The sequence below is a fragment of the Rhizobium altiplani genome (genome assembly GCF_001542405.1).
Classification (GTDB): domain Bacteria; phylum Pseudomonadota; class Alphaproteobacteria; order Rhizobiales; family Rhizobiaceae; genus Rhizobium; species Rhizobium altiplani.
Genome location: NZ_LNCD01000050.1, coordinates 36,413 through 50,003, shown reverse-complemented (window position 1 = coordinate 50,003; position 13,591 = coordinate 36,413). Strand labels below are relative to the sequence as shown.

Sequence of the window (13,591 nt, the reverse complement as noted above, 5' to 3'; positions counted from 1 at the left end):
CATCGTCGTGGCGATCGACCAGTAGGCAGCGTTGTCGGCAGCCTTGCCGACGCGCAGGCCAGACGAAACGGCGTTCTGCGTGTTATTCAAGCCCTTGTTGACGTTGCGCAGCGTCTGGAGTGCCGCCATGGCGGAGTTGTTGGTGTTAATGCTTGTCATAAGTCTGTCCCCAAAAACAAAATACAAAAGGAGGACATACCGGACTTCTATACCGGCGATGACGGACCAGCTTCATGCCACTCGGTGCCGTTTCTCTTGAGCAACCAAACCCGTCATGTCGGGAACAATTTTGCAGCCATTCATTGCCAACTCATTAAAACGGCTGATGAAACGGCGTCAGGTCCACGATGTGGTTAACGGTGTCCAAACACCCATAGGCGCCCGACCCAGCGGAACACGTCGGCTTCAAGCAAGCTTGGTGTGAATAGATAGAGCAAAACTAGGCGCAATATGGCCTGCGCGCGTGTGGCCTTGGCGCTCGTCGACAAAATTCCGAATGGGGTGGGCTCTTGAATACCAATATTTCGTTTGCAGCGGCTTCGAAAGACTACCAAAAGGGACAGTATCTCAAGTCGCTTGAAGCGCTGAACCAAATCATCAACACGCAGAAGGATGTAAAAACGTACGTCCTGCTTGCCAAGAATCTGCTGAAACTCGGCTTCAAATCGGAGGCGGCAAGTGCCTATGCGTTGGCGGGCGAACTCGACAGCAACAAGGAGTCGCTTTACACGCGCGAAGCCGCGCTTCTGTATTTTGCTTGCGGCGACGAGGAGCAGGCCCTGCTTTACGCACTTCGTCTCATGTCTCTCGCTAGGTCCGACGTCGACCTTGCCAGCGTGCTTGTTAACATTCATCTGAAGCAGGGCCGAAAAGATCTCGTCAGTCCCTACCGCGACGTCATTTCCAAGAGCAGCAACCCGGACCATGCGCGCCTCGCCGTGCGAATGGTCGGCGACGACATTCTGGATGCGACCAACGAGACGCTTATCCGCAATCTCTTCAAGAAGTTTCCGGAGATCATATCGCTCCGGCTGCTCCTGCTCGTTTTCGCGCGCGAGGTGTGCGATTTCGATTTGGTCGCAAGGGAGTTTCAGTCCGTGCAGCGAATGCTCGAAAAGGGCGACCTGGGCTTCCTGGAACGCGACAACCCTTTCTACAACCTCCATTGGTGTGGCAACGAGGCGCTCAATGCGCGCGCCTCCCACACTCCTTCGCTTCCCCTGAAGGAGGCAGCCGCGCGGCGCAAAGCCGTTCCCCATTCATGGGGAGACAAAATTCGGATCGGTTATCTCTCCTCGGACTTTTGGGTTGGGCATGCGACCATGAAGTTGCTGCGCCGCGTCCTCGAGCTGCATGACCGAGACAAGTTCGAGGTGACGCTCTTCTGCCATACCGCGGAGAAACACCTGGAACATGAGGCCAGCACTGTCGATCGCTCACAGTGGGGCGAAGTATGCATCGTCCGGGACATGACCGATGAAGAAGCCGCACAAGCCATTCGTGAGCGGCAGATCGACATCCTGATTGATCTCAAGGGGCACACACTCGGCGGACGCTCCAGAATACTAAACTATGGCGGGGCGCCAATACAGGCGACATGGCTTGGCTTCCCGGGCACGGTAACGGACATCGATCTTGACTACTCGATCGGCGATCGCTTCGTGCTGCCCGAGGGCAGTGAAGCGCACTATTACGAGAAGTTGGTGCGCATGCCGGACAGCTATCAGCCCAATGATCCCGCCAACCGTCCGAAGCCGAGGCCAACAACACGCGCTGAGGTCGGTTTGCCGGAGGATGCATTCGTCTTTGCCTCGTTCAACGCAAACCGCAAGATCAACGCGGACATACTCGACGTCTGGTGCAACATTCTCAAGCGCACGCCGAACAGCGTACTTTGGCTTATGCTTTCGTCACCGCGTACCGAGGCCAACTTGCGGAACTATATGAACAGGAGGGGGATCGATTCGAAGCGAGTGATCTTCTGCCCCCGCGTATCCTACGAAGAGCACATCGATCGCCAGCAGATGGCGGACCTCGGTATCGACACCTTCCCGGTCAACGGCCACACAACCACTTCCGAACAGCTCTGGGGTGGCCTGCCAGTCCTGACGGTCAAGGGCACCAATTTCGCTTCCCGCGTCACCCAGAGTCTGCTCAACGCAATCGGCTTGCCGGAACTCGTCGCCGCCGACATCAAGGCCTACGAGGACATGGCCGTCGAGCTCGCGAGCAGCCCGGAGCGCATTGCCGACTACAAGCAGCGCATTCGCCAGAACGCCTGCATCATGCCGCTGTTCGATGCGGAACGCTTCACGCTCCACCTCGAGAAGTCCTACGAGGTCATGGTGGAGCGCGCCAAGATGGGACTGGACCCTGACCACATCGACGTTCCGGCCCTGCCGCCGCGCACGGAGCCATTCTTCAGCTTCGACTAGATGGAAGCCCCACACAACAAAAAGCCCGCCGGTGAACGCCAGCGGGCTTTTTGTTGTGTGGAGTGTTAAGCCTCGAAACCTCGTCAGTGGAACGAGCGGACCAGACTTCCGACCAACAGGTTCCAGCCGTCGATGAGCACGAAGAAGAGAATCTTGAATGGCAGCGAGATCGAGGTCGGCGGCAGCATCATCATGCCCATTGCCATGGTGATGGTGGCGACGATCAGATCGATGACCAGGAAAGGAAGGACGACGAGAAAGCCTATCTCGAAGCCGCGGCGGATTTCCGAAATCATGAAAGCCGGAATGAGGACGCGGTAGTCGATCTTCTCGCCGGTCTCGACAGTCTGGCCACGCTCGCGCGCCAGATCCACGAAAAGCGCCAGATCCTTGTCGCGGGTGTTGTTCGCCATGAATCCCCGGAAGGGCTCGGCGATACGCGCCACCGCCTGCTGCTCGTCGAGCTGGTTCGACAGGAGTGGCTGGACGCCGGTCTGCCATGCCTGATCGAACGTGGGCTGCATGACGTAGAAAGTCATGAACAACGCGAGCGACAGGAGGATCATGTTGGAGGGCGTGGAAGACAGGCCCATTCCCGATCGCAGGATCGAGAATGCAATGATGAAGCGCGGGAAGCTCGTCACCATGATCAGGATGCCCGGAGCGACCGAAAGAACGGTCAACAGGCCGAATGTTCTGATGATCCATGCCGCAACCGAACCGTCGACCGGCAAGTTCAAAAGGTTTGATGGGAGCTGCTGCGCATGGGCCAGCTCCGGTGCTGCCATCATGGCAGCGAATAACAATATGAATCGAATCATTCGACGACGAAGGTCCTGAACATGACCTTCGATACGCGCCCTTGCGCGCGAAGGTCAACACGCTCCTGGATGTCATCCTTAAGATATTCGAAGCCTCGCGGTCCCTCGATCTGCTGCAGCGAAACCGTACGGACATAGGCGAGGATGTCCTGATGGACATCCTCGGCGACCTTGACGTCCGGCGGGCCGTTAAAGAGCAGCGCGACTTCCAGGCGAACTAGGCTTTCCGAGGGATAGGCAAGGTTCGTGGTGATGGGCTCGAGTTGAACGATGTTGTTGGCTTCCGTCGAAATGCGAGGCAGGCCCGCCTCGCCTTCCTTTTTCTGCGCGGCCTCGTCCTTGGCTGCCTTGGCCTGTTCCGCCTGCTCGACGCCTTTGATGCTGGGCGCGACCATGTCACCGACCACCCAGCCGCCGCCGGCGCCGAGCAGCGTCAGGACCGCAAGCCCGACGATCGTCATTATTGTGGCCTTTTTCGACTGGCCCCCAGCGGTTTCTGTCTCTGCCATGATGTGTGCCTCAGAGCGGCGAGAAGAGATCGACGGCCTGCTGGCCGCGCGGCGGCTGCTGTACTTCCATCAGGCGGCCACGACCGCCGTAGGAGATGCGCGCTTCAGCAATCTTCTCGTAGGAAATCTGGTTGTCGGAGTTCACGTCCTGCGGGCGCACGATACCGGCAACGTTGAGAATGCGGATCTCTTGGTTGACGCGAACCTCCTGAGAACCGCTGATCACGAGGTTGCCGCTCTCGAGGATACCGGTGACGACGGCGGCGACCATGAGCTTCAGCGTTTCGGACCGGTCGATCTTGCCCTTGCCGTCGGTACTGGTATCCGAACCGTAGGTCACATCGGTCTTCGACTGAGGATTCCAACCCATGACGTTGGCGTTCACATCCCAGTTCAGACCGCTCGAGTTGGTCCGGCTGCGGCTGGTGTCGTTCTCGAATTTCGCCTTGTCGTTGATCTGGATATCGACGGTCAGGATGTCGCCGACATTCAGCGCGCGCGCATCCTTGAAGAGGGCGGCCTGCGAGTCGCTCCAGAGAGAATAGCCCTGCGCGACCTGGCGCGGCTGCTTCGGATAAAGCGCCATCTGCGGCGTCTGGCCATAAGCAAGGCCGCTGCCGATCGGGCTCATGGCTGGGGCGCGACCGATCTCATTGACAGCCTGCGGCGATGCGCAGCCTGCAAGAAGGGCGACGGCGGCGATCGCGACCGGGAAACGCATGTTCATGAGGGGTCCTTCGACGTATTGGGATCGGACGCGCTGGCGATGATATTGGCGATGACCGCGGCCTTCTGCGGATCCATCTCATTGAGGATCAAGCTCGACTGGGTCGCGTTCAGCCGCATGATGACGGCGGCCGCCACTTCGATCTTCACCTCTTGCAGCTGTGATGCGGCTGCGTCCGGCTTCATTTTCTTATAGATATCGGTGAGGCCCGCTTCGGCCTGCTTAAGGAAATCATCACGGCGCTTCAGCCAGTCCTGATATTCCTCTTTGCGCTTGCTCATTTCCGCAATGCGGGAATCGACGTCGGCGCGAAGCTTCTCGAGTTCCTGCTTCTGCAGCAGATAGCGCTGGTCGCGCGCGGGATCGGCAATGTTCGTGCAGAACTGCTTGATCTCCTCCTGCGATGTCATTTCACCCCTCGGCGACGGCTGTTCCTGTGCGAAGGCGCCGGGAATGGACAACGCCACGACGGCTATCGCAGGCAGTGCAAGCCGCTGAAGCAAGTCTGACAAGGCCATATTCTTCATCATTGCAGGACGAGCTCCGCTTGCAGCGCGCCGGCTGATTTGATGCCCTGGAGGATGGCAATGATGCCATCCGGCTTGACGCCGATATTGTTGAGACCCGCCACGAGCGTCCTGAGATCAGGCCCATCCAGCAGAGCCACCTTGCCGCCCGTCTTCTGCGCAGCGATGTCGGTCTGCGGCTGCACGGCGGTCACACCGCGCGAGAACGGCTCTGGCTGAATGATCTGCGGTGTCTCGGTTACCTGGACAGTGAGAGTACCATAGCTGACGGCAACCGGCGACACGCGCACGTCCGCGCCGATGACGATCGTTCCCGTTCGCTCGTTCACCACGACCTTGGCCGGCGTGTCGGTCTCGACGATAAGATTCTCCAGATCGGCCATCAGGCGCGTCAGATCCGCCGTTCTCGGCTTCTGGACGATGACCTCCTGCGCGTCCTTGGCTTCCGCTACCGGGCCGCCGAAGCGAGTGGAAGCATAGCCATTGACGACATCGGCAATGCGGATCGCTGTCGAGAAGTCCGGGTTGCGCAGTTGCAGGACGAGATTGACGGAATCCTTGAAGCGCGAGGGCAGTTCACGTTCGATGATGGCGCCGCCCGGCACCCGTCCAGCGGTCGTCACACCCTCGGTTACCGTCGCGGCCTGGCCCTGGGCGGTGAAACCCGAGACCACGACCGAGCCCTGCGCGACAGCGTAAATCTGGCCGTCGGCGCCCGACAGCGACGTCATGATCAGTGTGCCGCCGCGCAGCGAAGTCGCGTCGCCAAGCGAACTGACGTTCACGTCGATGCGGCTGCCGGGACTGGCATAGGGTGGCAGATTTGCTGTCACCATGACAGCTGCGGTGTTCTTCGCGTTGGACTGGGTGCCCTGCGTGGAGATGCCGAGGTTCTGCAGCATGGCGCGCATCGACTGCTCGGTAAACGGGGAAGCGCGGAAACCGTCGCCGGTGCCCTGAAGACCGACGACCAGACCGTAGCCGATCAGCTGGTTGTCGCGTCCGGCCTGCAGGGAGGCAATGTCCTTGATGCGCGAGTTCATCGCCGCAGCGGGCGTGACGGCCAGGACATTCGGAGACAGAAACGCGAGGGCTACGAACAGGCGAAAAAACATCTTCATTTTGCGGCCACGTGTATGGTGCCGTCTGCGAGCACGGTGCCGCTGACAATCACGCCGGAATCCATGTTGCGAACGCGGATGAGCTGCCCCGTCATACCATCCTCGAGCGGCGAGCCGGCCGCCGAGATCGTCATCGCGCCGAGCGTGAAGATAAGACGGGTCGAGGAGCCGCGCGTCACGGTATAGGGCTCTCGCAGCGCCGAGACGGAGATCGTGCGCCCCGGCAGGAGCGTGCGCTTCGAAATCATCCCTTCGACCTGGCGGATCGACTTTGCATAGTCGCCCTTGAGGTTGGGGTTGGTCACTTCCACTTCCTGGAGCTGGGCGCCGGAAACGGTTTCGCCGGGGTAGATGGTCGTCGTCGGAACGACGGCATATCCCATGCCGGCAGCGGCTGCTGCCTGCGGCATGGCAAATGCGGTGATCGCAACGGCGGCGGCTGCCGCCCATCCGAGGATACCTTTGACCCGGCAAAACATCATGTTTCGGCCCTTCCCGATTACTTCAGGTTCTTGCTGACGATGGAGGCCATTTCGTCGGCGGTGGTGATGACCTTGGAGTTCATTTCATAGGCGCGCTGCGCCGATATCAGTTCGGTGATTTCCTTCACCGGGTCGACGTTCGACGATTCGAGGTAGCCCTGCTTCATGTAGCCGAAGCCTTCTTCGTCGGGCGTGCCGACCACGGGATCGCCCGACGCAGGTGTCTGCTGAAAGAGGTTGTCGCCGAGAGGCTGAAGGCCGGCCTCGTTGACGAAGTCGGCGATCTGCAGCTGGCCGAGCACGGTCGGATCGGTGTCGCCCGGCAGCTTCGCCGAAACTTCGCCCGAGCGGCTGATGGTCACTTGCGTCGAACCCTGCGGGATCGTGATATTAGGCGCTACCAGGTAACCGTCGGTGGTGACGATCTGGCCAGTCTCGTTTTTATTGAACGCGCCAGCGCGCGTGTAGAGCGTCGTGCCATCGGGCGCCTGGATCTGGAAGAAGCCGCGACCAATAAGCGCTACGTCTAGGTCGTTGCCGGTCTGCGAAAGCTCGCCCTGGATGTGCAGGTTGCGGACGGCGGCCGTCTGGACGCCGAGACCGATGTTCGCACCTTCAGGTACGATCGCCTGGTTCGCGCGGTTCGAAACGCCCTTGGCGCGCTCGGTCTGATACAACAGGTCCGTGAATTCAGCGCGAGCGCGCTTGAAGCCGGTCGTGTTGATGTTCGCGATGTTGTTGGCGATGACTTCAAGATTGGTCTGCTGGGCATCCATACCCGTCGCAGCAATGGCAAGCGCTCTCATGGCTTCGTCCTCAAATCAATTACATCTGCATGCGGGTAACGTCGAGAAAGGCCGAAACGACCTTGTCGCGAATGGCGATCGCAGTCTGAAGGGTCTGCTGTGCCTGCATGACGGCATCGACGACTTCACGCGTCGTCGCGGTGCCCTTGATGCCGGCAAAGGACATGCTTTCTGCATTCTTGAGGGTATTGACGGCGCCCGTCGCAACATTGGTGAGAACCGCGCCAAAGCCGCCGTCGTTTGCAGCACTTTCTGCCGCCGATGAAGCTGTGGAGCGGTCCTTCTCGATGGCGGCAAGGCCGCGGGTCATCGACAGGGAGCTGACGCTATTGACGTTGTTGATCATGATTATTGGCTCTTCAGAAGGTCGATTGTCGACGAAATCAGGTCGCGGGATTGCTTGATGGTCTGCAGGTTGGCGTCATACGAACGGTTTGCTTCGCGCATGTCGGCCATCTCGACCAGCATGTTGACGTTCGGGAGCTTGACGATGCCCTTCTCGTCCGCAGCCGGATTGGAGGGGTCGAATTCAGTGATGAACTTCGATTCGTCGACGCCGAACTTCTTGACGTTGACGGTCGTGACGCCATTGGCGCGATCGACCGCTTCGCCGAAGGTGATGGTCTTGCGACGGTAGGGATCGGCACCGGGCGTGTCGCCGGTCGAGCGTGCGTTGGCGATGTTTTCGGACACGATGCGAAGGCGCGTCGATTGCGCTTCAAGCCCGGATCCCGCGATTTTGAGTGCTGCTGACAAAGGATCCATGATCTTAGCTCTTCACTGTCATCAGCATCAGTCGATTGAACGAGCTTACGAGCGACGTGTTCAGATCGTACTGACGCTTGATTTCACCGGACTTCGTGAGTTCCTCGGCGAGACCGACCGTGTTGCCGGACTCCTGCACGCCGATCTCCTGGTCAAGGGCCGCGTCCTTGACGTCGATGTCGCTTTTCGTGCCGAGATCGTTGCCGGTCAGGTGCGCAGCATTCGTGCGCGCCATAGTAATGTCCGACCGGTCGAGGGTGGCCTGGAAAGGCGTGATGTCTTTGGCGCGATATTTCGGCGTATTCGCGTTCGCGATGTTGCCGGCCACAACCTCCTGACGGATCGTCAGCCATTCGGCCTGCCGCGACGCCAAGTCGAAAAGTTGAATCGGTTGCATGGGAACTCTCCGTTTTTACTGGGGCGAACCTAGGACGGTAATCTTGCGTCAGACTTACGGAGAATGCGGTCCGACATTCCGTGGCTGCCTGGCGCGCACTCCCATAACGGGACGAAGGCTCCGACCGTATCCGGTGGAGCCTTCGACTGATGCGCTTGAGAGCGGTGCACGCTCAATTATGCTGATAGACATCGCCCTTGGAGGTGATGATGACCCATTTGCCATCACGTTCCTCCAGCGTCGCCAACCGGCTTTCGTCCGGCAGAATGGATCCCACCCGAACGACGTACATGCCTGAGGTATCTTCGATCAAGGCACGGCCGTTTGCCACGTGAAGAAGGCGAAAGCCGGATTTACCGGGGAACGGCTGATCCTCGGCCGGCGGACCCTTATCGTCTTCCTTGCCAATGCTGGAGACCGTGGCGGTCGTCAGCGGATCGACGGGGATCTCGGGCTTCTTGTCGTATCGGTTCTTGTTGGCCATCGCGAGGGGCGAAACGCTGAAGACGTTTCGTGCCGGCCAGTCGGGAAGGTCGCGTGTCCGGTCGCCCTGCGCGACATTGATGCCGAACTTGTCCTCGTTAAAGAAGACGTACCACGGAAAGAAGGCGGACGCCGCCGCCAGGGTAAGGCCGGTAATTGTCAGGGCGCGGTCGAGAAAGACGGTTTTGCGCCGCAGAGGCTTCAGCGGGGCGATCTTCTCATCGTCATCGAAATCTGTCACGTCGCGCCTCTCTACCTGCGGATACTCGGCTGGCCGCCGATGCCGGCCGCGGCTTTCAGGGCGCCGGCCAGATCGGCAAAGGCATCCCTCGAATCGCTATCGCCGGGCGACTGTTTCAAAACATCGTAAATAATCGGTACCTGCTTGACCGCCATATCGAGATCAGGATCGGCGCCCGGGCGATAGCCGCCGATCAGGCGCAGGTCGCGTGTTTCCTCGAAGCGGTGGATGAGCGTCTTCAGGCGAGACACCAGCTTCTCCTGATCCGGGGTCCAGGCCTTGCGCGCCAAACGCGAGATCGAGGCCAGCGGATCGATCGGTGGGTAACGCCCTTCCTCCGCCAGACTACGCTGCAGGACGATGTGGCCGTCCAGAATGCCGCGCGTCGAGTCGGCGATCGGGTCGTTGTGGTTGTCACCATCGACGAGGATGGAAATGATCGCGGTGATCGTTCCGGTCCCCTCCGGTCCGGGTCCGGCACGCTCCAGCAGGCGCGGCAGCTCGGTGAAGACCGAGGCGGGATAGCCACGGGCGATCGGCGGTTCACCCGACGCGGTCGCGACCTCGCGGATCGCGTGGGCAAATCGGGTAACGCTGTCGACGATCAAGAGCACGTTGTCGCCCTGATCGCGGAAATGCTCGGCGATGGTGACCGCTGTCAGCGGCGCCATCTTGCGCAGCATCGGGCTCTCGTCACTCGTCGCGACGACGGCGATCGCCTTCTTCATGTTGTCGCCAAGCGTGTCCTCGATGAATTCGCGCACTTCGCGGCCACGTTCACCCACAAGCGCGATGACGACCTTGTCGAAAGCATCCGCACGGGCCAGCATGGACAGCAGCGTCGACTTACCGACGCCCGAGCCTGCGAAAATGCCGAGGCGCTGGCCGAGGCAAAGCGGCGAGAAAATGTCGATAGCGCGAACGCCCGTCTTGAAGCCTGTCTCCACGCGCTTCCGCGTCATGGACGGCGGCGCCGTGTTCGAAATGGAGCGGCGGCCGAGCCCCTCGACAATGGGACCGAGGCCATCGATCGGCTCGCACAGCGCGTTGATGGTGCGCCCGCACCAGCTGTCCGCCGGAGAGATGCGGAATGCACCCTTGCGGATGACCGTATCATGGATGCCGATCGGCTCGCCCGGCTCGATCGGGCAGACATAGGTCAGTTCAGGCTCGACGCGAACCACTTCGCCGAGGTGGATGCCGGTCGGCGACTTGTGGGCGACGAATTCTCCGAGCCGCACATGGCGCGACAGGCCGGTCACGGTGTAATGGCCGGCCGCGATCGTCTGGACGTGACCGCCGGGGGCGACCAGGAATTCGGGGCTCGAATAGCGCGACACGAGCCTCGCGAGATGCGTGAGCTTCGGCGAAAGGTCGGATTCGGTGAGCGGCGTATTGCTCATGCTTCAGGCCCCGTTCAGCGGCTGCCGCCGAGCGTCTTGATCGCCTCGCTGAACGAAGTCTCGCTGTCCTTCGAGAGCGACGTCATACTCTCGAAGGCGCGATTGACTTCGATCAACTGCGTAATTTCGCGCATCGCGTTGACGTTGGAATTTTCGAGATAGCCCTGCCGGACACCGACATTGAAACGATCGGTGACGGCGCGTGGCTGCTCGGTCGTCATGATGCCGCTATTCTCGTAGCGCAGATAGCCCTTGCTGATATCGGCCTCGAAGAGACCCAGCGAACCGACCTGCTTGCCGTCCTGGTAGATCAATCCGTCAGAGCCGACCTTCGGTTCGCCAGCAGCCGTGTTGAGCGTCACCGGCGCACCGCCGGCGTCGAGAACCGGGTAACCTCGAACGGAAACGAGCTCGCCGTTTTCCTTCATCGTGAAGCGACCATCCTTGGTCAGAACTTTGCCGGCCGGCGTGTCGACCGAGAACCAGGCATCCCCCTTGATCGCGAAGTCGAGCATGTTTCCGGTGTGCTCGAACTCGCCAGTATCGCCGGAGAGATAGTCGTTGCCCTGGGACACATAGGCGATCTTCGCATTGATCTTGTTGCCGGTCTCGCCGAGCATCTCGTCGAATTTCACCTCCGTCCCGCGGAAGCCCGTCGTGTTCACGTTCGCCATGTTGTCGGCGATGGTGGTGAGGCGACGTTCGAGTGCGATCTGCGACGACAAAGAAACATAAAGACCGGATTGCATCCCGATAGGCTCCTGCATTGGCGATGAACGGTACGAAATCCGGGTGTTTGCAGTCGGTTCGACCACGAATTTCGCTGAGGCGGCACCTCAGAAACGGGCACGGATGCCCATTCGTCACCGACAAGCTGACAGCAAATGCTTGCGCGAAGCTGGCATGCAAAAGCTTGATTTGCAGGGACTATCATCAGCCTCACGCAAGCCAGCAGCCCTATCCGTTGAGTTGAAAATAACGATCAGGTTTGGACTGACGATGAATATCATTATCGGATTTGTGATTACCTGCGGCTGTATCGTCGGCAGCTTCATGGCGATGGGTGGCCACGTGGAGGCGCTCTGGCAGCCGTTCGAGCTAGTCATCATCGGCGGCGCCGGCCTGGGCAGCTTCGTCATGGGCAACCCGATGAAGGTGGTGAAGGATTCCGGCAAGGCGCTCGTCGAAGCCTTCAAGCACACGGTGCCGAAGGAACGGAATTATCTCGATACGCTTGGTGTCCTCTACTCCCTGATGCGCGATCTTCGCACGAAGTCTCGCAACGAGATCGAAGCCCATATCGACAATCCGGCCGAATCCTCGATCTTCCAGTCCGCGCCGACGATCCTCAAGAACAAGGAACTGACGGCGTTCATCTGCGACTACGTCCGCTTGATCATCATCGGCAATGCCCGCTCGCATGAGATCGAAGCACTGATGGACGAAGAGATCAACACGATCCTTCACGACAAGATGAAGCCCTATCACGCCATCCAGATCATGGGCGACGCCTTCCCCGCGATCGGTATCGTCGCCGCCGTTCTCGGTGTCATCAAGGCCATGGCGCACATCAACGATTCGCCTGAGGTCCTCGGCCACCTGATCGGCTCGGCGCTCGTCGGCACCTTCCTCGGCATCATCCTGTCCTATTGCGTGTGTTCGCCGATCATTTCCCAGATCAAGATCGTCCGCACCAAGCAGCATCGCCTCTACGTCATCGTCAAGCAGACCCTGCTTGCCTACATGAACGGCTCGGTGCCGCAGGTCGCGCTCGAATACGGCCGCAAGACAATTTCGGCCTACGAGCGTCCTTCGATCGACGCGGTCGAGCAGGAAATGATGAATCCCGGCGGCGAGAACAAGGCGGCGTAAACGGTCATGAACGCTCCCCTCAAGAAACCCCTCATGGGCGAAGCCCTTCTTGCCAAACTGACCGGCAGGCTGGGCGACAAGGCCACCGTCGAGAAGATCTGCAGCGGATTCGGCGAAGTCTACGCCGTCTTTCTGCCCGACATCATCAAGAGCGAGACGAACCTCGACGTCGAAGTGGCCTATCTCGGTTGCGACAGCGGGCACAAGAACGAGCTGGTCGCCAACCTCGGCGACAATACGACGCTCGTCGATGCGACGCTCCGCAACTGGTCACCAAACATTACGCTTGCCTGCGGCAACAGCTTCATCATCACCCTGATGGAACACTTGCTGGGTGCGGCGGCAGACGCCGTCGAGCAGCCGGCGGATCGCCTGCTCTCCGTGATCGAGCTCGAGCTTGCGGTCATGGTCTTCGACAAGTTCGCCAATGTCCTTCGTTCGGCAGTGAACGCGCCTGGCGGCTTCGAGCCAGTGCTTGAGTTTCCGCATGCGTTCGAAACACGGATCAAGCCGGCCGAAGACAAGCCCGACGAGTTCGCGGCCGCGATCAACATGTCGATCACGCTCTCCGGCATCACCTCGGATTTCTCGCTGATCGTTCCCCAGGCTGCCCTGCTGAAGACGACGGTGACGGTTCCGAAGGCCAAGGGCCAGTCGGCTAAATCGACCGAATGGAGCGATCAGCTCAGCGAGCAGGTGCGCCGCTCGCCGGTGACGCTCGACGCAAAGATCCGTCTGCAGGACCTGACGCTGCGGACCATTTCGAAACTTGCGGCTGGCGATGTCATCCCCTTCCACGACCGCGGCGACGTCCGCGTCGAAGTCAGCGCCAACAGCAAGGAATTGTACATCTGCGAGTTTGGACGTTCGGGCGAACATTATACCGTCCGGGTGAAGGATACGATTAATTCGGATGACGAGCTCATCCGCCACTTGATGAATTAGCCCATTTTCCAACCGGGCTGCCACGGCAGCTTGAGGCAAGTTTCAACTGGAATAGTG

General features: G+C 59.9%; 17 protein-coding genes. 3 read left to right on the top strand and 14 right to left on the bottom strand.

Translation table 11 applies throughout. From position 1 onward, the window contains the following. On the bottom strand, positions 1–159 hold a 159-nt coding region (locus AS026_RS10525), incomplete at its 3' end, for a flagellin N-terminal helical domain-containing protein (RefSeq protein ID WP_483431333.1). A gap of 350 nt (positions 160–509) precedes the next feature. Between AS026_RS10525 and AS026_RS10520 the strand changes: the two genes are divergently transcribed. After that, a complete protein-coding gene (locus AS026_RS10520) occupies positions 510–2,435 on the top strand; it encodes an O-linked N-acetylglucosamine transferase, SPINDLY family protein (RefSeq protein WP_062369615.1) in 1,926 nt (641 codons plus the stop codon). 83 nt (positions 2,436–2,518) lie between these two features. On the opposite strand, the gene fliP is transcribed toward AS026_RS10520, so the two are convergent. The 13 genes from fliP to flgF form a co-directional block, all read right to left on the bottom strand. Further along, positions 2,519–3,256 (bottom strand): flagellar type III secretion system pore protein FliP, encoded by a 738-nt coding sequence (gene fliP / locus AS026_RS10515; protein WP_018859682.1) that lies wholly within the window; start codon positions 3,254–3,256, stop codon positions 2,519–2,521. After that, the gene (locus AS026_RS10510; protein WP_025660304.1) at positions 3,253–3,765 is read right to left on the bottom strand and encodes a flagellar basal body-associated FliL family protein; all 513 of its coding nucleotides are present in this window, start codon (positions 3,763–3,765) and stop codon (positions 3,253–3,255) included. Before AS026_RS10510 ends, fliP begins: the two co-directional genes overlap by 4 nt. A gap of 10 nt (positions 3,766–3,775) precedes the next feature. Continuing rightward, positions 3,776–4,492, bottom strand: a complete 717-nt coding sequence (flgH, locus tag AS026_RS10505) for a flagellar basal body L-ring protein FlgH (protein ID WP_062369614.1) — start codon at positions 4,490–4,492, stop codon at positions 3,776–3,778. After that, positions 4,489–5,022: a MotE family protein gene (locus AS026_RS10500; protein ID WP_025660306.1), complete on the bottom strand. Its 534-nt coding sequence runs from the start codon at positions 5,020–5,022 to the stop codon at positions 4,489–4,491. Before AS026_RS10500 ends, flgH begins: the two co-directional genes overlap by 4 nt. Further along, positions 5,019–6,140 (bottom strand): flagellar basal body P-ring protein FlgI, encoded by a 1,122-nt coding sequence (locus AS026_RS10495; RefSeq protein WP_018859686.1) that lies wholly within the window; start codon positions 6,138–6,140, stop codon positions 5,019–5,021. Before AS026_RS10495 ends, AS026_RS10500 begins: the two co-directional genes overlap by 4 nt. Next, positions 6,137–6,622, bottom strand: coding sequence for a flagellar basal body P-ring formation chaperone FlgA (gene flgA, locus AS026_RS10490; protein WP_025660307.1), 486 nt, complete (start codon positions 6,620–6,622; stop codon positions 6,137–6,139). Before flgA ends, AS026_RS10495 begins: the two co-directional genes overlap by 4 nt. 17 nt (positions 6,623–6,639) lie before the next feature. Then, positions 6,640–7,428, bottom strand: a complete 789-nt coding sequence (flgG, locus tag AS026_RS10485) for a flagellar basal-body rod protein FlgG (protein ID WP_018859688.1) — start codon at positions 7,426–7,428, stop codon at positions 6,640–6,642. 19 nt (positions 7,429–7,447) lie between these two features. Next, complete coding sequence (gene fliE, locus AS026_RS10480) at positions 7,448–7,774, bottom strand: flagellar hook-basal body complex protein FliE (protein ID WP_018859689.1); 327 nt, start codon at positions 7,772–7,774, stop codon at positions 7,448–7,450. Positions 7,775–7,776: 2 nt separating this feature from the next. Then, entirely contained in the window at positions 7,777–8,193 is a 417-nt protein-coding gene (gene flgC, locus AS026_RS10475; RefSeq protein ID WP_018116161.1) for a flagellar basal body rod protein FlgC, read from the bottom strand. Between the two features lie 4 nt (positions 8,194–8,197). Further along, entirely contained in the window at positions 8,198–8,590 is a 393-nt protein-coding gene (gene flgB / locus AS026_RS10470; protein WP_018859690.1) for a flagellar basal body rod protein FlgB, read from the bottom strand. A 172-nt stretch (positions 8,591–8,762) separates the two neighbouring features. Beyond that, entirely contained in the window at positions 8,763–9,314 is a 552-nt protein-coding gene (locus tag AS026_RS10465) for a hypothetical protein (RefSeq protein WP_062369613.1), read from the bottom strand. Positions 9,315–9,325: 11 nt separating this feature from the next. Next, entirely contained in the window at positions 9,326–10,717 is a 1,392-nt protein-coding gene (gene fliI / locus AS026_RS10460) for a flagellar protein export ATPase FliI (RefSeq protein ID WP_062369612.1), read from the bottom strand. A gap of 14 nt (positions 10,718–10,731) precedes the next feature. After that, positions 10,732–11,466: a flagellar basal-body rod protein FlgF gene (flgF, locus tag AS026_RS10455; RefSeq protein ID WP_018859693.1), complete on the bottom strand. Its 735-nt coding sequence runs from the start codon at positions 11,464–11,466 to the stop codon at positions 10,732–10,734. A gap of 250 nt (positions 11,467–11,716) precedes the next feature. On the opposite strand from flgF, the gene motA reads away from it, so the two are divergent. Continuing rightward, positions 11,717–12,589, top strand: a complete 873-nt coding sequence (gene motA, locus AS026_RS10450) for a flagellar motor stator protein MotA (protein WP_025660310.1) — start codon at positions 11,717–11,719, stop codon at positions 12,587–12,589. A gap of 6 nt (positions 12,590–12,595) precedes the next feature. Then, the gene (locus tag AS026_RS10445; RefSeq protein ID WP_062369611.1) at positions 12,596–13,534 is read left to right on the top strand and encodes a FliM/FliN family flagellar motor switch protein; all 939 of its coding nucleotides are present in this window, start codon (positions 12,596–12,598) and stop codon (positions 13,532–13,534) included. Positions 13,535–13,591: the final 57 nt, after the last annotated feature.